Raw genomic sequence first — 16994 nt, 5'->3', positions numbered from 1 at the left:
GCTTGACCGGCCCCTGGCATGGCATCGGGGATAGCCGGCTTGCTCACTGATGGCCCTCCGGCGTTGGCGCTGCCTGCAACTGCAATCGACGCGCCGCCTCGGCCGTGAAGTCCGGGATGGACGGGTGTTCACCCACCACCGCGGCCATGGCCACCAGGGTGCATTGGCATTCGGCCGCCAGTCCCTTGAGCGTGCCCTCCAACTGGGGCCCGAAGTCCTCGGCGGTACGGAACAAGGCGCCGACCGCCGCGCCAGCGGCCTGATCCCCGCGCTGCGTGCCCACGGCCTTGCTCGCAGCCACCCGCTCCGCCAGGTTGTACAGCCGCGCGACATCCACCACGGCCAGGCGCGGCGTGCTGGGCGAACGCACCAGCCGGTCGTAGGCCGTGATGCCAATCGCCACCAAGGAAGTGGCCACCATGGCGTTGATCACGGTGTCGCGCAGACCCATGCTCAGGTCGCCTCCTCGATGCCGCGCTCTCGTAGTACCGCGTCGATGGCCTCGGGCACACCCAGGCCGCAGGCGAGCTGCTGGTCAATGGGGGTGTTGTCCTCCGGCCGGTTGGAGAACAGCAGCAGAGTGCTGGGGTTGAGCACCAGGCGCACGACGCCCTTGAACAGCGGGCTGTGGACGTACCACTCCTTGAAGTGCCCGCTGCCGCCCCCGATCGAACCCAACAGGCGCCGCAGGTTTTCATCCAGGCGGATGGCCTGACTCTTGGCCGCCGCCTCTATCGAGTTCTCGCTCTGACGGCCCATCAGGATGAAGTCCGACTGGTTCCAGATCGAGGCGCCGTAGGACGAGGTGAAGTAGTGCGCAACGTCCTGGGTGGCGGTGATCGCTGAGCCGTTGTACTTGCGCACACGCAGGTAGAGCTTCTCCAGGAACTCGGCCAGGATGCGGTCATCCGGTCCAGAGCCGGCCAGCGCCTCTTTCGCCTCGTCCATGATGAAGAGCTTCTGGCGGGTGCGCTCCTCCAGCATCTCCTGGGTGATCTGGTAGAGCAGGATCATTTGCACCACGCCGCGCAGATGCGGGTTCGTGGAAAGTTCCTGCAGCTCGAAGACGATGAAGTCGTTGCTGAAGTCGAGCGTCGCTGGTCCCTCGAAGTAGTTGGCGTACGGCCCGTTCTCGGCAAACGGCGCCAGCATGTCCGCCATGTCGAAGTAGCGCTGGTCAACGGGTCGGCCCTCATAAAGCCTTCCCTCCTGATAGCGGCGCATGACGTCGGTCACCGTCATGGCGCGGCCCTTCCTCTGGAACTCCTCCTTGATGACGGTGGCCAGGGTGGCGTAGATCGCCGGATCGAGCGACTCGTTGGGACTGGCCATCTTGGCCAGCAAGGGCTGAAGCATCGCCACGTCGTCATCGATGCCACCGCAGAGCTCGCCATCGATCTCGCGAGGGTCCGACACCAAGGAAAACGGGTTAACGCAGATCAGCTTGTCGGAGTTGAAGCGGACGAAATCGCCGCCCAGGCGGTCGGTCAGGCGCTCGAACGACCGGCCGGCCTCGAAGACGCGCACGCGGGCGCCCTTGGAGGCGTAGGAGGCCGCGATCTCCTGCAGCAGGGTGGACTTGCCCGAGCCGACCGAGCCGACGATGGACACGTTCTTGCCACCCTCCCGGTTGTCGTAGAAGTCCAGTGTGGTGAGCTGACCTCGGCGCCCCAGGCCCAGCATGGTCGGCGTGCCGGTCCCGCGCGCCTCGGCGATCAGTGGCGCCATGTGGATGGTGTTGCCAGAGGTCCGCAGGTCCAGCCGCTTCAGGCGCTCCAGATCAGCGGCGAAAGGTCTGCTCAGCGTCATCGGCAAGGACTGGAGCAACGCGGTCTTCTGGATGTAGCCATCGACCACCAGCTCGAATCCACGAGCGCGCCAGACGTCGCGGATCGCGCTCTCGGCGCGCTGGCCTTCGCCAGGCCGCGCGAACAGCGCCACCTGGTGGTAAGACCACACCAGCTTGCCGCCGGCCTCCATCGCCTTGAGCGCCGCGGCCCAGTCCGCGTTCTTCTCGGCCATGCCGGGCGAGAGAGACGCAAAGTCCGATTTCGCATTGCGCTCGGCCTGGATCTTCTCGGCCGCTGCAGCGCTGCTCATGGACTTCTGGTCCGGGACGACCGCGCCCATGGTGATCATGAACGGGCACGGCACCTGCAAGGTGTCCTGGAACAGGTCACCGATCAACCCGCCCATCCCCCAGAGCGTGAACCGCTTGGGGGCACGCTGCAGCGAGAGCATGCGCAGCTCGACCTTCTGGTCCTCAGTGCCCCCCAGACGCTCCAGGGTCGCCTTGGTCGGGTTGCGCCAGTCCCCAGTCGTGTCGCGGTCGACGCACTGGTCAGCCAAGGAGCGCATGGGGTCGTACTCGGTGTTCACCTTCGCAGCGGCACGCAGCTTGGCGGGATTGAGCAACTCGGCGACGAAGTCGATCAGGTCGCTGGCGCCCAGGACCTCGTTCGGAAAGCGGGCCGCCTCGAAGGTGGAGCGCATGCCGTCGCGGATATCGAGCAGCTGGTCGACCGCACCCAGGTTCTCGATGTGCCCCGGCATGGTCACGCTGACCAGCAGACGGAAGTCGCGCACCAGGAAGCCCGAACCAGCCACCAGCGCTCGCTGCGAGCCACGGTTGAGGTGGGCGTAGCGGCGCCGTGCCATCAGCCGGAAGACGTTGCCGTTGCGGGCCGGCCTGCCTCCGAGCAGGCTGGATGCGGCCTCGGCGTCTGCATCCATCTGGCGCAAATTGGCATAGTCGCGCAGGATGTGCGAGACGTTGGGCGACGCAAACAGGTGGATCTGCATCGTCGCGTCGGTGGGCAGCCTGGCGTACAAGCCCTTGAGCCGGTCCGCTGTCTGCTGGTCAGCGCCGGTCTGTGGCAAAAGCTCCAGCACGAAGCCGAGCGAGTCGCGGTTGATGAAGAGCTTGTCGTGCTCCCGAAACGACCTGTAGGGCAACCAGTCCGACATCCTGGCGCCGTCCTCGTGGAGATCCACATGGCGGGCGTCATCCTCGGTGGGGTCAAGGTCGTCGGGCGCGGCGAAGAGCTGCCTCAGCATGGACTGGGCCGAGTGGAGCAGTCCATCGATCATTGCGCACCCTCCTGCTTGGGCACACCGGTGCCTAGGACACCAGCTCCGGCTGTGGTGCCGCTCGTGCGCGCGGAAGCGCCGCCCTGAACCGGCCGCGCGGCACCCGGCACCGTCGGCATCTGGGGGTTTCGGGTCTGGGCTGCACTGGCCGCCAAGGGCGCGAACTCTCGCCGAATGCGCTCGCGGTTGTGCTCAATGAGCCAGCGCCCGGCGTCGATCTGCAGATAGACACGGCTCTCGTCGTTGAGATCGCCGTCCGAATCCTCCCAGGGTGCAATCCAGATGCGGATGACGGTCGGCTCCGAGCGGATCGCACCGAGCATCGGCGCCGGGGAGGTGTCACCCGCGGTCAGCGCATCACGAATCCCTTCGGGCATTCCGCCTGCGAGTGTGCGGGCGCGGCCCGGTGCACCCAGGTCTGCAGAGCGGCCGGCCGCGGCGCGCTGTGCCGGCAGGGTGCCCGCTCGCTCGTTGAAATGCACGCCGCTGACGCTCTGACAGGGGATGCCCTCAGGTGCCTTGCATTGAAAGTCACTGGTGCCGCCCAGGCCCGACAAGTTGGTACAGCCGGCGAGCAGCGCGCCCATCAGCGTGAGAGGCACAACGACAACACGGGAAGATCTCATGCGACGGCTCCAGTGGGCAGGATTGCCCGGGCGTCGGGCTGGTGGACGGGCTGGTGGCTCATCGCGCGGGCGTCTTGACGGTCGTTGTCGCGGCATCACGGGGCGCCGCCCCGACCGGGCCAAGCCAGGCGCTCAGTTCTGCAGCAGGCAAGGCACCGGCGTGCTTGCGGCCGTCCGCAGCGACCAGGGCAGGCGTGGCGCCAATGCCCATCGACTCGGCCAGACGCTCGATCGCAGCGAAGGGAGTCTCGCAACTCGACCCAGCGGGGGGCGGCGACACGCCACGCAGCATCCAGTCGCGCCAGGCGGCGCCCTTGTCCGGCGCACACCAGACGTCGGCCGCCAGGCGGCGGGACTCCGGCCCAAGGATAGGCAGCAAGAAGGTGTAGACGGACACATCGTCGAGGTCGCCCACGGCCCTCTCCAGCTGGCGGCAGTAACCACACTGGGGATCGGCCATCACGTAGAGCACACGCTTGCCGCTGCCCCGCACGCTGCGAATCGCCAGTTCCTTGGGGAGTGCGGCCGGGTCGACCTTGTCGAGGGCCGCCTTGCGATCCGCTGTCAGGTCCTTGCGGGCCTGCATGTCCCAGACATGGCCAAAGAGGAAGTAGCGCCCCGTGGGCTCCACATAGGCCACGTTCTTACCCATCGTGACCTCGTAGAGGTTGGGCACCGGTGCTGGCATCACAGCGTCAAAGCGGGTGGCCGGGTACTGTGCCTTGAGACGGGCAGCGAAGGCGTCCACGTCATTCCCGCCAGAGACGGGCTGCGCCAGGGCGGTACTGAACAAGGCGGAGATCAACCATGCCATGGCAGCCGAGGCCGACGAGGTGGTGCGTCGAGTCATCGGGATCAGTCCTCGTCATCCGTGCGGACCGCCTGCATCAGCTTGCTGCGGTCGTTTCCACTGTCACGGCTCGCCAGCTGAGAGCCGGCGGAGAGCGTGGCGTCGAGCTGGGCACCTTGGGTGACCACGATGTCGACCACGCGACCCGGCAGGATCTCGATCACCGGAAAGGTCTTCTCGGCCAGCGAGATGTAGTACTGCGACAGGCGGTCGAGCGCCTTGCCCACGCCGGTGCCGACACCGGCCTGCACGATGGACTTGGCATCCGTGCCCGTTGTCGTGGTCGAGCCCAGCGGCGAGGTGGTGATGGTCTGGCTGGCCTGTGCGAGGCCGGAGCCCAGGCCGGAGGCGATGCCGGCAAGCAGTGCGTTCGTCAGGATCTGCCCCTGCTTGGTGACCAGCTTGCCCATCATGCCGTTCATGCCGTCTTCGCCGAAGACCGAGCCCTTGAGGGGAATCTCCATGACCCGGCCGTCACGCATCACGCAAGACAGCAGGGTCGTGCGGATGTAGGCGCGCTCCGCCGACTGGTCGCCAAAGCCCTCGCCAATCACGAGGCAGTCCTTGACTTGGCTGCGGAACTGGTTGGGCAAGACAGCTGCATCCATCAGCCTCAGAAGAACCGGAACGGGGTTCGCCTGGGCCTGCCCGCCGGTCGGCGCTGCCAGGCCACCGAGCAGGACCGCGCGGGTGAAGCTCACAGGAAGAAAGTTGTCCACCCGCCGCGGCACCGTGGCGCCACCGACAGCCCCCGTGCCCGTGGCCTCAGCGCCCTCCCCTCGCCCTCCCCCACTGCGAAGTGAGACCCTGAGCACAACCGGTGCCGTCTGCTCAGCAGCGAGGACAGGCCCAGCACCGGGTGCGCCAGTACCCGCGGCTCGGTTCGGCGTGCCGGGCGGGTAGGCCGTCGACGCGCCAGGGCCTTGGACCGGTGCCGGTAGTCGCTCGCTGCGCGGCTGTGCCGGAAAGCTGCTGCCGCCCATGGCCGCGGGTGTCCCCGGGCGATCCAGGGAGCGATCCGAAGTGCGGTCCATGGGGCGGCTCGCCGAGGCTGCGGTTGCCGGCTCGCGCACAGCAGACATGGCCGTGTCCGCTCTCCCCTCCCGCATGGCCTTGAGCTCGGCCATCAGCTCCTTGTTGATCCGCTCCTGCTCCTCACGCTGATGTCGAACCTCATCGGCCTGCAGCTTCAGGTCATCCCTCATCCGGGTGAGGTCCTTGCCGGCGGCGCCGACCCAGGCGTCCTTCGTGTCAAGCGCAGCACCTGGCACGGCGCCTAGGGGCTTCGGCTTCGGCGCATCCTGCGTGGATGCACTCTTGATCGCGGGCGGTCCGCCGACGAAGCCCGAGGCGAAGAGCACGATGCCGACCATGACGAATCCGCCGAGGGCCATGTTGACCTGTTGCTTGCGCTTGGGGCTCAGGCGGCTGTAGCCAGGGATGGTGATGCGGGGCATGCTCAGCTCCTCACTGCCCCGCCTGGGCCTGTCGGATCACCCACACAGGCGTGGATTCGCCTGGCGCCAGCACCAGGCGACGCAGCGCCACCGACAAGACGCCCTTGTCGAACAGCTCGCGCTCGTCGATCACCATGCGCTGACCGCTCACGTTGATCAGCTCATACACCTCGCCGACCATGCCTGTGGCCACGTGCCGAGCCTTCAGGACAAAGCGCGCCTCCTTCCAGAGCGCCAGCTCCTCACCGCCGCCAGGCAGCCACTGCGGCGGCACCTCGCTGGCGAGGTCTGGATTGGCCATGGCCAGCGTCAAGGCCTTGATGGCTCGAACATGGGCCGCACCCTTGTATCGCGCGGCAGCCTCCGCGTTGGGCTTGATCGGCGGTGGACCTGCTGGACGCAATATGAGGGTGTCCCCGGGAACATCCATCGGCTGTAACAGGAGCGCAAAGGTCCCGCGGTCGCTCTTGATGTCCAGCTTCACCGGCACCGGGGGCGAGCCAGGCAGCACCGGCGCGGCACCGTCGCCCGGCGCCACCTGTGTGACCGGGCGGACATAGACCTCGCCGTCCTGGTCGTCCTTGACGAGCACGATCCGGCCGGCGGGGTTGCGCTGCGCGTCATAGATGTCGCCCAGCACGTCGGTAATGCGGGCACGGTCCACGCGGATGCGGGTCTGGTCTCTCTGCGAGATTCGGGCGATCGCCGTGTCGCCATCGCGCACGTCCAACTGCTGCGCTGCCCAGGCACCGCCATTGGCGACCAGGGCCTGGAGGGCCACCGTCCAGGACAGGCAGCGCGCAGCCACGCGAGAGGTCCGGTGTTCACTTGCCAGCACGCTTGTCCTCCTTGGCCTTTTCAGCGGCTCGCGCCTGCTCCTCCATGGCGCGGACAAGCCATGGATCGTCCGGCGGCACTTCCTTCCACTCCTTGATGAGTGCGCGCCCCCCGATCGACTCGAAGCTGACCTGATAGGCCACGGTGCGACCCGTCCCGCCAACCTTGGCGCTGTTGACGTAGGTCTCCAGTTGGCCCATGACCAGAACCCGCTGGGCATCGGGGTCGGGCGCCACCTGCGATGGCCAGAAGATCGTGGTGGCATTCGCCTCGGTCATTCGCTTGGCCTGGACCGTCATGCGCTGCTGCAGCTCACCGTGCGTCGACGGGTGAACCCACTTCAGGATCTGCTCTTGCTGCCAGCCGATGGACTGGGGCGTGGCATCCAGCATCAGGTGGGCAACCCACAGTCCCATCTCCTCAAGCCAGGCCCCATCGACGCGATCACCGACGACGGTCATGGTCCTGGCACGCGTTGGCGGCTCCAGGATGGTCGTCGTGCGCTTGGTGAGCACCGCAAATGCCAGCAACAGGCACAGCACGGCCAGCGTGGCACTCAGCAGCTGCTGCCGCACCAGCAGCTGTCTCATGTCACGCGTGTCTGCGAGGTGTTTGTGTGGAGTCATCGAGGGCCTGCCTGTGGCAGCGAGAGAATCAACCGACCGTGCGGATGCAGTACATCGGGGGGGTGCGCTGGAGCCGTGACACAACGGGCGGCAAGTACCAGTAGCAAAGATGACGGACATAGCCGCGCGGTCGGTCCTGTCGCGCCTTGTGCACCCAGTAGCCGATCAGCCCGGGAACGGCCATGACGATGAAGGTGTTGAGGCCTGCCATCAGCAGGGCGATGCCGATCGTGGAGCCGAGCATCGCGATGTCCATGTCCACGAACAGGAACTTCCACGGGTCCTTGAGCCGGGAGACGATCGTGGTGTCGTGGTCCTCGTCCATGGCAGGCCTCCAGGTGCTGGGCCGCTGGGCTGGTCAGATGACGGCGCCAACCAGCGTGACCGCGGCGGACAGCGCCGCACCCAGGAAGATCGCGTAGCCGATGAACTTCATCACCACGCCGGAAGCGTTGGTGGCGATGTAGCCGATCGCCGCAATCACGAAGCCCATCAAGGTCAGGATCTGCTTGCCGTAGCCATTGGCCATGTCGTCCAGGCTGTTGTAAGCCGCCTGCAGGGCAGTGCCCTTGTTCGACGCCGCTGTGGCGTCAAAGGCGAACAGCAAGGCCACCAGCAGCACGAAGCCGGTGGTCAGCACAAGGCGCCCGCTGCCCTCGATCGAGGGCAGAACGCGCGTCAGGGAAAGCTTGCTCATGGGTCTGTTTGCTCCAGATGGATGTGATGAAGGGACAGCTGCTGCAGTTCAGACAAGTGCTCAATGAGCGCCTGCCTGGCGTGCCGCTCCCACTTGGCCTGTTGATCCGCTCTTCGCCGCAGAAGGCCAACGGCCCCCTCGACCAGGTAGCGCATCTCCAGGCGTGGTGTGTGGGTGGTTCGCTGGATGGCCTTGAGCCGCTCGAACGCCGATTCGCCGACCTGCAAGGACTTGCAGTCGGCATGACGACGAGACGGCGCGCTGCCGCCGTGAGTCCGGGCTGACGCCCCTTCGGCGGCGGGTCTGGCCCGCACACCGGTTCCTGACTCGCTGCCCAGGTCCATCGGGACCTGCAGGTGAGTGGTGAGCGCGCAGCGTGCGGCGTCGATCCATGCAGACCGGAGCTCCTGCGATGCGCTCAGCAACGCGACGGCGCCCTCGATGAGGTAGCGCATGTCCAGGCGCGGACCTGACCCATTCGCTTGCGCCACCCTGAGGGCTGTGAAGGCGTCCTTGCCGACCAGCAAGGACCGCGCCGCTGTGACAGGGCGGCGCCGGCTGCCTCGCACCACAGGGGCCTTCGGTTCAACTGGCAGCACGAGCGCCTCCAGCCGAGGGGAATCGGACCATTGCAGGACCGGCCAGCAACGGCTGGTGCCGATCGATCAGCCAGGCGTTGCCCGGCGTGTCCTCCAGCTCGATCAGCAGTTCCACCCGGCGGTTGGCCGCGCGCGCACCCCAGCTCTGGTTGGCAACCAGGTAGCAGCACAGGCCACGACCACTGGGGATCAGCGGGGTCTGGCTGGCCTGGCCCAGCAACTGGCGCAGCTGGCTCGCAACGGCCAGGGCTCGCGCGAGCGCAAGCTTGTCATTCAGCGCTTGGTCACCGATGTCGTCCGTGTAGCCGACGATCCTCACGCGGGCGGCCTGCTTCAACAGCACGCTCAGCTCGGCCAAACGCGCCTTGGCCAAGTCGCCGACGTTGGCACTGTCGGAGGGGAAGATGACGACTGCACGCTCCAGACGCCGCGCCGCCCGACCTGGCCTCTGGGCCTGGTCCTGGGGCTGAACCGGTACAGGTGCTGCGGCTACTATGGGCGCCTGCAAGGGCCGAGCGGCGGTGGTGATGGTGGAGACTGCCGAGCCCCCTGCCCCGCTGGTCATAGCCGTGACCTGTGCCCCCAGCTGGCCCGCGCTGGCCAGGGTTTTAGGCGTCGGTCCTTCGCACCCACGGCAACTGATGAAGCGGCCGTCGTCGCGCTGAACGATGCCCTGTGAGCCAGGATCTGGCTGGGGTATGTCGGCCGGCCGCGATGGGAGCGCCGAACATCCGCCCAGAACCGCGGTCACGGGTGCGACCAGCAGAGGCCACCAACGTTCGCGACGCTGGATCACTGCGATGCCTCCTGATGGCCTGGGGGCAGCGATGACGAATCGACACGCGCGACCTGACTGAGGGCGTTGATGGACACCAGGCCAGGATCCGTCGGGCGCATCGACCTCGCCGGAGTTGTCGGAGCGAACTGCACTGCCGGCAGCCCTCGTGCGGCGCTTGGGGTCGCGCCTGGAGCGCGCAGCGCATCGCGTTGTTGGCTGCGCCAGACCTTCCAGGCGTAGGCAGATCGCGCCCGCCGGCAGGCCTCACCCTTGAGCTGGGTGCAGGCGGCGTTGTAGGCGCCGACCGCGTCCCAGGAGTTCCCGTGCCTGCGCACCAGGTCGGCGAGGATCCACGCGCCGACCTCGATGTTGGTGCAGGCATCGCGCAGCTCCCTCAGGCCGATCCCGTGCTGACGCAGCACCGGCAGCCACCCAGTGTTGATCTGCATGAGCCCAATGTCCCGCGTTCCCGTGCGCTGGAAGTGGTCGTTGTTGTCCGCGCCTGGCCGCAGGCCAGACTCCACGACGGCGACGGAGCGCAGCAGACTCGCATCGAGTCCGAAGCGTGCAGCCTGGAACTCAAAGCACTGTTCGATGGCCGGCTCGCTCACGCTGCGCCCACCTGCCCTGGCGTCAGAGCTCGTGAACCACGCCAGCAGAGCCACTGCGCAGACAGACTCCACGGCAAACAGCGCCCAGGTGAACACCTTTGCGCGGCTTGACCGCCTGTTTGCCGACACTGAACCTTGACGAAGCACGACTCACCCTCAAATCTGAAAAAGCCCCCGAGGTCTCAAGACCCCGGGGCCAACGGACAGCGGAGCCGGCGAGAAGCACGAACCGGCCCGGCGCCAGTGTGGAAAAGCGTCGAGGGAATCTCCAGCGAGAACCCTAAAGTCGATTCAAGAAGGTTCTTGCTGGACGACGCTTTCTTCGCAAGTTAGGATGAAAGGTTTTGCGCGAAAGGGCCTGCCTCTGCAGGATTCGCCGAGTTCCTTCTGAATCAAGCATCTAGGCGACGCGCCCTCGACTGAGGCGCCGCGGCCGAAACAGTCGTGTCATCAGGCCCAGGGCTGCAGCAGCAAGCCAGCCACATCAAGACCGAGGGCTACAGAAGGGTAAAGGCCTGACTGAAAGGGCCTCGGCCCCCTTCGTCGCAAACCGACTTGGGGGCCTCGAAAGGGCCAAGGGACTAAGAGCGAGGTCCCAATGGATAAAGGCTGCAAAGGGTCAGCAGGTTGCCGGCCTCATCGGCGGAACCTGCAAGTGGCGCTCCCCCAAGGGCCTCTCGACATGTCAAGCGATAACCCTCGTGCATCGGTCAGGGGGTTTTCGCTTCGAGTCCATCGCCTCTCTGACTAGCCTGCCGGTGTGCGGCGTCAAGCCAGCAAGCCCCTGTGCCACGGAGCGGAGCACAAAAGGGCCTGTCGGCGGGCATGTTGTCCTGGGCCGCCATGGACCCTGCCCATGCACGCCAAGACACCGAGCGCCGAACCACCGGACCAAGACGACCCCGACCTGATGCAGGTCCTGGTGGGGCTCGGGTTTGGTCACTGGCACAGCCTGCTGATGGACCTGTGCCAGCGCTTTGACGGCTGGCTCGTGGACTTCCTGCAGGCGCCCGAAGCTTCGCCCGACTACCGACCGATGATCGACATCGTCAAGGCTCTGCGCGCGTTCCCCCAAGCCCAGGCGGGCCAGGACGTCGCGCTGGCCAGAACCATCGGGACTTGCGACTTTCTGGCCAGGGCAGCTCGTGACTGTTGGGGCGGCCGCATCTGCTGGGACCCTTTCGTTGAGACCTACAACACGTTTGCGCAGCGCCATCCTGAGCGCTACCCCTACTGGGAGGCGCAACCGGCGCGCCGAGAAGCCGAGTTGACCGCCTGGATGCTGGGTCATCTGCCGCCCCACCCGCCCGCAGCGACCCCACAGCAAGGCCACCAATGACACTCAGTTGGTGGGACCTCGGGCTCGTGTGCGGCGCATTCGCCACCGGCACCGTGCTGGTCCACAGGCTTCAGTCCAGCCATGCCACTCGTCAGGGACAAGGCGGCGCGTCCGCCGCGGTGGCGACGACGCCCAGGCCAGCTACACAACTGCCCGTGCGCGGACCCGATCAGCTGGTCGAGATCACACGCACCAAGGATCTGATGCGCTCGATTGAGCGCCGCACCAGGTTCTCCAGCAGCGTCTTCAGCAGAGATTGCATGCCCGCGCTGGAGGCACTGGCCGAGTTTGTTCAGATGCTCCCCGCATCGGAGGCCCATCACCACGCACAGCCTGGCGGGCTGTGGATCCACCTGCTGGAAGTCGCCGACGCAGCGCTGACGATGCGTGCAGGTCTGGAGCTGCCCCAGGGCGCCACCACTGAGGAGCGCAAGCGCCTGGAGCACCGATGGACCTACGCGGTACTGATCGCCGCGCTGCTGCACGACGTCGGCAAGCCGGTGACTGACGTCAAGGTCATGCTCTTCAATGCGGACCCACGGGCCGGCAGGCCCTGGGCACCGCTGGCCGGGTCCATGCGCGCGGCCGGCGCGCACTGGTACAGCGTTGCGTTTGCCGATACGGCCGTGCGGGACTACCAGGCACACCAGAAGCTGGCCGCGATGCTGCTGCACCAGTTTGTGCCGTCCAGGTTGATGCGCTGGCTCAGCGAAGACGGCAATGTGCTGTCTCAGCTGCTGGCATTCCTTGCGGGAGAGGCACCTGATGGAACCTTGGCCGACATCGTCAAACGTGCGGACAGCGACTCGGTGCGGCGAAACCTGCTGCACGGCCCACGCACCAGGTTCTCGACAGCGCGCACCCGGCCGCTCATTGAGCGACTGATGGAGGCCCTGCGGCGCATGCTCCTCGAGGGCACCCACCTGCCCTTGAATCGACCCGGTGCCGCTGGCTGGGTTCACGACGGCTGCCTCTGGTTCGTCTGCGCGCGCCTCGCAGACGAGGTGCGTAGCTACCTGTCTCAGCACGAGAGCCTGCAAGGGGTTCCCGGCAAGGACAAGAACGACCGGCTGTTCGACACCTGGCAGGAGCACGGTGCCTGCATTCCCAGCGCCGACGGCGGTGCTGTCTGGCGAGTACGGGTGGAGTGCGAGGCCTGGCGCTCGCCCGACATCCTGACCGTGCTGTGCTTTCCGCTGGAACGACTGTATCCGCGCCCCGAGGACTACCCGGCAGCCATGAACGGGCGAGTAGTCGCTGAGCGCCCCGCAGGGTCCGCTGGCGGTGATGGGCTGGCCCAAGCAAACGACACTCCCCGCTCCCTTCCCAGCGCGGTGCCAACGTCTGCGGGTCCTGGCCCAGCTCCCGCGCCCGCTCTTGCTGTACCCGTGACTTCGGCGGCCGATGGAGCGGGCCTGGAACCCCCGTCCTTGCCACCCAACGAAACGGACGCTATCGCGCCGCCTTCAACCGCCTCGCCTGTGAGGACGGCCGTCGACCCTCTTTCGGATCAACACCAACTTGCACAGGCGCAAGTGATGCCGTCAGAGGCCGTCCCACTGGCTCACCAGGCGCCCAAGGCAGTTCCGCCACCGGCAAAGCCTCGACCGAGCGAGAACGATGAGGGGGTGTTGTCGCTTGGTGAGTCTGCCGCGCTGGTGGAGCGCGCCGTCGCTGCCCCGGCACTTCCGCCAAGTGCAGCCGTCACCACACTAGGGCCACCCATGCGCCCGCATCAGCCGGGACAGCCGCCCAAGTCGAAGAAAGGCCCGACGCCCGCTGCAGAAGCCTTCATGGCCTGGGTCGCTCACTCGGTGGGGTCCGGTGAGCTCAAGTACAACGAAGAAGGCGCCCTGGTGCATTTCGTGCAGCAAGGCTGCCTGCTGCTGTCGCCAGAGATCTTCCGGCGATTCCTCGATGTGTATCGCGAGCTGACGGAAGGCCCAGTGGCGGTTCTTCGGGCGAGTCATGGCGAGAAGGCGTTCAGCCGTCTGCAGAACGAGTTGGCCAAGAGCGGCTGGACGCAGCGCAATGGCGACGAGAACCTCCACTACGCCGCCTTCGTCAAGGCGGACGGTAGCTTGTCCAGGAAAGCCAGCTTCTACCTGGTGCCGAAGCCTCATTTGTTCTGGAACCCGGTGCCTGCCCCCAATGACCGGATCAAGGTGCTTCCAACGCCAAAGAAGCTGGCCTTGCCGAAGCCAGGAGGCGTTCATTGAGTCCCGTCGTCGACCTCAGCCCGAGGGACAGTCTTGTGGCGCGCGACATGGCCATGTCGCTCCTGCCAGGCACGCTCAAGACCCCCATTCAGGTCGACATGCTGGCCGATGTCTTGGAAATCACAGCGGCGCTGTACGGACGGTACTTCACCGAGGCGGCCTGCATCAGTGAGCTGATGCATCTGGCATCGACACCGCTCCCAGAAGTGACGCACCTCGCACATGCGCTCACGCAGGTGCGTTTCAACCTGACGGCCGTCGGCGTCTCGCCTCCACGCCGATTTCTGCTGCGCTACCACCGGCGGCGCGACCGGCTGCTGGCGCGAGAGGACTTCGACGCAATCGTGGCGCGATACGGCTGGAAGTCCCCCGAGCTTCGCCGCGCGATCGGCGCCGCCACCGCGGACTGAACAGTCCTTCAACGAGCCTGAGCAGAGGGAGTCATGAGCGATCCGATCTCGAACGTCTACCGCTGGCCATACGAGTACGCCAGTGTTGTTGCCTTCTTCGCCGCCGTATCGATGGTGTTGGCCAAGCCCGAGGTGTTCCTGCTGTCACGAGACATCGCGCCGGCCGTGTCTCTGAGTCTGGCTGCCATCGGCGCGTGGAGGTTTCGTCAGGCACGCCGCATCGCGCGGCACCGCAAGGCCGTGCGAGTCCTGAAGCCCTATGCGCTGGCCCCTGACGAGCTGCCATGGTCGCAGCGTGCTGTCTTCCTGGGTATGGGCTTCGAGTGGAGCGTTCGACACACGCAACGCATGGCGCTGCTCGCTCTGCCTGAGAACGAGTCGCTGCGTCAGCCCCCTGTCTGGTATCGATGGGCCCGAGCGATTGAGCGCGATCCGCATCGACCGGAATGGCTCCGCGAGCTCCTCAGCCAGGACAGCCCCTGGAATCCGTGCCGTCCGATGCCACCGGTTGGCGGCGTTCCCGCTCTGCACGGCGTTGAGATCGACGAAGAGAAAGTGTGGACGCCGCTGCCCGAGCTGAACAACCACATGATGGTCTACGGCACCACACGGGTCGGCAAGACGCGGCTTGCCCAGATCCTGATCGAGCAGGACATCAAGCGAGGCGACGTCGTCATTGTGTTCGACCCAAAGGGTGACGTTGACCTGCTGCTGGGGATGTACTCCGCCGCCCTGAGAGCCGGCCGTGCCGATGAGTTCCTGCTGTTCCACCTCGGATTTCCGGAGGTGTCCGCACGGTACAACCCTATCGGCAACTACGAACAGGTCACCGAGGTAGCGACGCGCGCCACGGGCCCACTGCCTGACCAAGGCCAGTCCGCAGCGTTCAAGGCCTTCGCCTGGCGCTACGTCAACGTCATCGCGCGCGCCATGGCCGCCGTGGGCGAGCGCCCAGATTTTCGGAAGATCTACGAGTACGGCGTGTCGATCGACAAGCTCGCAGGCAAGTACGTTCGCCAATGGCTCAACGCCCATGCACCGAGCTGGTCTGGCGAGTTCGACCCAACGCCCACCAAGGAGCACAAGGACTTGGTGACCAAGGCCGAGAAGAACTCGCGCGATCTGGAAGTCCTGATGCTGCTGGCCTACTTCAAGGAGAAGGGCTACCACGACCCGATCGCCGACGCCCTCAGCTCCGTCCTGGCTAACGACCGGACCTACTTCGAAAAGCTGGTCAACTCGTTGTACCCATTGCTCGAGAAGCTCACCAGTGGCAGCCTGGCCGAGCTGATCTCGCCTGACTACGAAGACACCGCCGATCCTCGGCCCGTGCTCGACTGGCTGTCCGTGATCAACCGCGGCAGCATCGTCTATTGCGGCTTCGACGCCCTGACCATCCGCGATGTGGCCGAGGCCGTCAGCGCGTCCATGCTGGCCGACCTGACCAGCACCTTCGGCCGCATCTATAAGCACGGCTCAGGCTACGGCATGTCCAGTGCCGAACCCATGCGCCGCGTTCGGCTGCATGCCGACGAGCTCAACGAACTGATCGGACCAGAGTTTGTCCAGGCGGCCAACAAGGGGGGTGGTGCCGGCCTGTTCATCACCGGCTACTCCCAGACCGCTCAGGACATTGAGGTGAAGGTTGGGTCGAGTGCCAAGGCGGAACAGATCGGCGGCAACCTGAACTCGCTGATGATGCTACGCGTCGTCAACCTCGACACGGCCAAGAAGCTCACGGACCGATTGGAGGAGGTACGCATCGCCACCCGGCTGGTGGCCAGTGGGGCAAGCGACACCAACGACCCGGCGGACTTTGCCGAGTTCGCGACCCGCAACGAAGACCGGGTCTTGACCGAGAAGGTGCCGATGCTGGACCCCGCATGGTTGATGAAGCTCCCCAAGGGGCAGGCCTTCGCCCTCCTAGAAGGTGGGCGCCTGAGCAAGGTACGGATTCCGTTGCCGCTGCCCCACGTTGACGACCAGATACCAGCAGACTGGGCGGCGATGCTGGGGCACATGCGCGCGGAGTACGCCGCTTACCTGGCGCGCACCCCCGACATGGATCTCACGGTGGAGGGCACCGGCGGTGGCTACTGACTTGGCGACGATCGAGCGCAGCGTCTTGCTGCGCCAGTGGTTCTGGCCCCTTCGCCTGGCGTTCTGGTCGGCCGCCATCGGCGTCACAGTGTGGATCTTCGGGATGCTGTCTCAGGCTGCTTGGGCAACGCACCGCCATCCGGAGGACCCGGTGGGCTACCAAGCCATGCATCTGGAGCAGGAGCTGAGCACGTTGGCCGGCCTGACGCCGGTGGTTGTTGAGCCTGCGGCCGTCGCACGCTTCATCGGCGACGCGATCCATCACACAGCCCTGGCGACCGCAACTCTGGTGTCGCGCGCGTTGATGAACATCCCCGGACGCGCCCGGGAGTTCGCAGCGAGCGACTTCATTCGCAATTCCCCAGACCCTGGCGGAGCCTACGCTCGAGAGCTGGTTCGCGGTGCCGGCGCTGACTGGAACCTTCTGATCCTCGGAACCTATGGGTTCGCCGTGAGGACTGGGATGTACCTAGCCATGTTGCCGGCGCTGGCTTTGGGATGTCTGCTGGGCGCCGTTGATGGTCTGGTGGCCAGGGCCTCTCGCAAAGCCAATGCCGGCCGTGAGTCTTCCAGCATCTACCACCGAGCGAAGTTGGGGGTGACCTTCGTGCTGATCACCGGCTACCTGGCATGCCTTGCGTTGCCTGACGTCACACATCCCAACATGGTTCTCCTCCCCCTGGCGGTGGCCGCTGCGCTGTTGCTGCGGCTGCAAGCGGCGTACTACAAGAAGTACCTCTGAGCGGTCTGCGTCG

General features: G+C 66.1%; 17 protein-coding genes. 5 read left to right on the top strand and 12 right to left on the bottom strand.

The window, feature by feature from the left end; genetic code table 11:
• Positions 1-43: 43 nt before the first annotated feature.
• The 12 genes from KAK07_RS23920 to KAK07_RS23865 all read right to left on the bottom strand — a co-directional run bounded on the left by KAK07_RS23920 (position 44) and on the right by KAK07_RS23865 (position 10171).
• On the bottom strand, positions 44-451 hold the full coding sequence (locus KAK07_RS23920; protein ID WP_210804445.1) for a hypothetical protein: 408 nt from the start codon (positions 449-451) through the stop codon (positions 44-46).
• Positions 452-453: 2 nt separating this feature from the next.
• Positions 454-3090: a type IV secretion system protein TraC gene (gene traC, locus KAK07_RS23915; protein ID WP_210863496.1), complete on the bottom strand. Its 2637-nt coding sequence runs from the start codon at positions 3088-3090 to the stop codon at positions 454-456.
• Positions 3087-3716, bottom strand: a complete 630-nt coding sequence (locus KAK07_RS23910; RefSeq protein ID WP_210863494.1) for a TraV family lipoprotein — start codon at positions 3714-3716, stop codon at positions 3087-3089. Before KAK07_RS23910 ends, traC begins: the two co-directional genes overlap by 4 nt.
• Positions 3717-3774: 58 nt before the next feature.
• Positions 3775-4566 carry a DsbC family protein gene (locus KAK07_RS23905; protein WP_210863492.1) on the bottom strand — a complete coding sequence of 264 codons (792 nt, stop codon included), beginning with the start codon at positions 4564-4566 and terminating at the stop codon, positions 3775-3777.
• A 5-nt stretch (positions 4567-4571) separates the two neighbouring features.
• On the bottom strand, positions 4572-6023 hold the full coding sequence (locus KAK07_RS23900) for a TraB/TrbI/VirB10 family type IV secretion system protein (RefSeq protein WP_210863491.1): 1452 nt from the start codon (positions 6021-6023) through the stop codon (positions 4572-4574).
• 10 nt (positions 6024-6033) lie between these two features.
• Complete coding sequence (locus KAK07_RS23895; protein ID WP_210863489.1) at positions 6034-6861, bottom strand: TraK domain-containing protein; 828 nt, start codon at positions 6859-6861, stop codon at positions 6034-6036.
• Positions 6848-7450, bottom strand: a complete 603-nt coding sequence (locus KAK07_RS23890; RefSeq protein ID WP_210863487.1) for a TraE/TraK family type IV conjugative transfer system protein — start codon at positions 7448-7450, stop codon at positions 6848-6850. The genes KAK07_RS23895 and KAK07_RS23890 overlap by 14 nt, the downstream gene beginning before the upstream one ends.
• A gap of 64 nt (positions 7451-7514) precedes the next feature.
• Positions 7515-7811 carry a type IV conjugative transfer system protein TraL gene (gene traL, locus KAK07_RS23885; RefSeq protein WP_210863485.1) on the bottom strand — a complete coding sequence of 99 codons (297 nt, stop codon included), beginning with the start codon at positions 7809-7811 and terminating at the stop codon, positions 7515-7517.
• Between the two features lie 33 nt (positions 7812-7844).
• The gene (locus KAK07_RS23880; protein WP_210863483.1) at positions 7845-8183 is read right to left on the bottom strand and encodes a hypothetical protein; all 339 of its coding nucleotides are present in this window, start codon (positions 8181-8183) and stop codon (positions 7845-7847) included.
• Positions 8180-8638, bottom strand: coding sequence for a hypothetical protein (locus KAK07_RS23875; protein ID WP_210804454.1), 459 nt, complete (start codon positions 8636-8638; stop codon positions 8180-8182). Before KAK07_RS23875 ends, KAK07_RS23880 begins: the two co-directional genes overlap by 4 nt.
• A gap of 130 nt (positions 8639-8768) precedes the next feature.
• Positions 8769-9347 carry an OmpA family protein gene (locus tag KAK07_RS23870; protein WP_256441170.1) on the bottom strand — a complete coding sequence of 193 codons (579 nt, stop codon included), beginning with the start codon at positions 9345-9347 and terminating at the stop codon, positions 8769-8771.
• Between the two features lie 227 nt (positions 9348-9574).
• Positions 9575-10171, bottom strand: coding sequence for a lytic transglycosylase domain-containing protein (locus KAK07_RS23865; protein ID WP_310740770.1), 597 nt, complete (start codon positions 10169-10171; stop codon positions 9575-9577).
• An 856-nt stretch (positions 10172-11027) separates the two neighbouring features.
• Between KAK07_RS23865 and KAK07_RS23860 the strand changes: the two genes are divergently transcribed.
• The 5 genes from KAK07_RS23860 to KAK07_RS23840 are packed head-to-tail and all read left to right on the top strand — an operon-like array spanning position 11028 to position 16981.
• A complete protein-coding gene (locus KAK07_RS23860; RefSeq protein WP_210863481.1) occupies positions 11028-11510 on the top strand; it encodes a hypothetical protein in 483 nt (160 codons plus the stop codon).
• The gene (gene mobH / locus KAK07_RS23855; RefSeq protein WP_210863479.1) at positions 11507-13729 is read left to right on the top strand and encodes a MobH family relaxase; all 2223 of its coding nucleotides are present in this window, start codon (positions 11507-11509) and stop codon (positions 13727-13729) included. Before KAK07_RS23860 ends, mobH begins: the two co-directional genes overlap by 4 nt.
• Positions 13726-14139 (top strand): hypothetical protein, encoded by a 414-nt coding sequence (locus KAK07_RS23850; RefSeq protein ID WP_210863477.1) that lies wholly within the window; start codon positions 13726-13728, stop codon positions 14137-14139. The genes mobH and KAK07_RS23850 overlap by 4 nt, the downstream gene beginning before the upstream one ends.
• 33 nt (positions 14140-14172) lie before the next feature.
• Positions 14173-16239 carry a type IV conjugative transfer system coupling protein TraD gene (gene traD, locus KAK07_RS23845; RefSeq protein WP_210863475.1) on the top strand — a complete coding sequence of 689 codons (2067 nt, stop codon included), beginning with the start codon at positions 14173-14175 and terminating at the stop codon, positions 16237-16239.
• 1 nt (position 16240) lies between these two features.
• A complete protein-coding gene (locus KAK07_RS23840) occupies positions 16241-16981 on the top strand; it encodes an IncC plasmid conjugative DNA transfer DtrJ family protein (RefSeq protein WP_210863473.1) in 741 nt (246 codons plus the stop codon).
• Positions 16982-16994: the final 13 nt, after the last annotated feature.

The organism is Ideonella alba (genome assembly GCF_018069875.1).
GTDB classification, from domain to species: Bacteria; Pseudomonadota; Gammaproteobacteria; order Burkholderiales; family Burkholderiaceae_C; genus Ideonella; species Ideonella alba.
The sequence above is the reverse complement of the archived record's forward strand: the minus strand, read 5'-3'. Positions and strand labels throughout refer to the sequence as shown.

What these genes read in the sequence shown, in the direction of transcription:
- KAK07_RS23920 (WP_210804445.1), bottom strand. Translation starts at nt 451, where the DNA reads ATGGGTCTGCGCGACACCGTGATCAACGCCATGGTGGCCACTTCCTTG.
- traC (WP_210863496.1), bottom strand. Translation starts at nt 3,090, where the DNA reads ATGATCGATGGACTGCTCCACTCGGCCCAGTCCATGCTGAGGCAGCTC.
- KAK07_RS23910 (WP_210863494.1), bottom strand. Translation starts at nt 3,716, where the DNA reads ATGAGATCTTCCCGTGTTGTCGTTGTGCCTCTCACGCTGATGGGCGCG.
- KAK07_RS23905 (WP_210863492.1), bottom strand. Translation starts at nt 4,566, where the DNA reads ATGACTCGACGCACCACCTCGTCGGCCTCGGCTGCCATGGCATGGTTG.
- KAK07_RS23900 (WP_210863491.1), bottom strand. Translation starts at nt 6,023, where the DNA reads ATGCCCCGCATCACCATCCCTGGCTACAGCCGCCTGAGCCCCAAGCGC.
- KAK07_RS23890 (WP_210863487.1), bottom strand. Translation starts at nt 7,450, where the DNA reads ATGAGACAGCTGCTGGTGCGGCAGCAGCTGCTGAGTGCCACGCTGGCC.
- traL (WP_210863485.1), bottom strand. Translation starts at nt 7,811, where the DNA reads ATGGACGAGGACCACGACACCACGATCGTCTCCCGGCTCAAGGACCCG.
- KAK07_RS23880 (WP_210863483.1), bottom strand. Translation starts at nt 8,183, where the DNA reads ATGAGCAAGCTTTCCCTGACGCGCGTTCTGCCCTCGATCGAGGGCAGC.
- KAK07_RS23875 (WP_210804454.1), bottom strand. Translation starts at nt 8,638, where the DNA reads ATGCGCTACCTCATCGAGGGCGCCGTCGCGTTGCTGAGCGCATCGCAG.
- KAK07_RS23870 (WP_256441170.1), bottom strand. Translation starts at nt 9,347, where the DNA reads ATGACCAGCGGGGCAGGGGGCTCGGCAGTCTCCACCATCACCACCGCC.
- KAK07_RS23860 (WP_210863481.1), top strand. Translation starts at nt 11,028, where the DNA reads ATGCACGCCAAGACACCGAGCGCCGAACCACCGGACCAAGACGACCCC.
- mobH (WP_210863479.1), top strand. Translation starts at nt 11,507, where the DNA reads ATGACACTCAGTTGGTGGGACCTCGGGCTCGTGTGCGGCGCATTCGCC.
- traD (WP_210863475.1), top strand. Translation starts at nt 14,173, where the DNA reads ATGAGCGATCCGATCTCGAACGTCTACCGCTGGCCATACGAGTACGCC.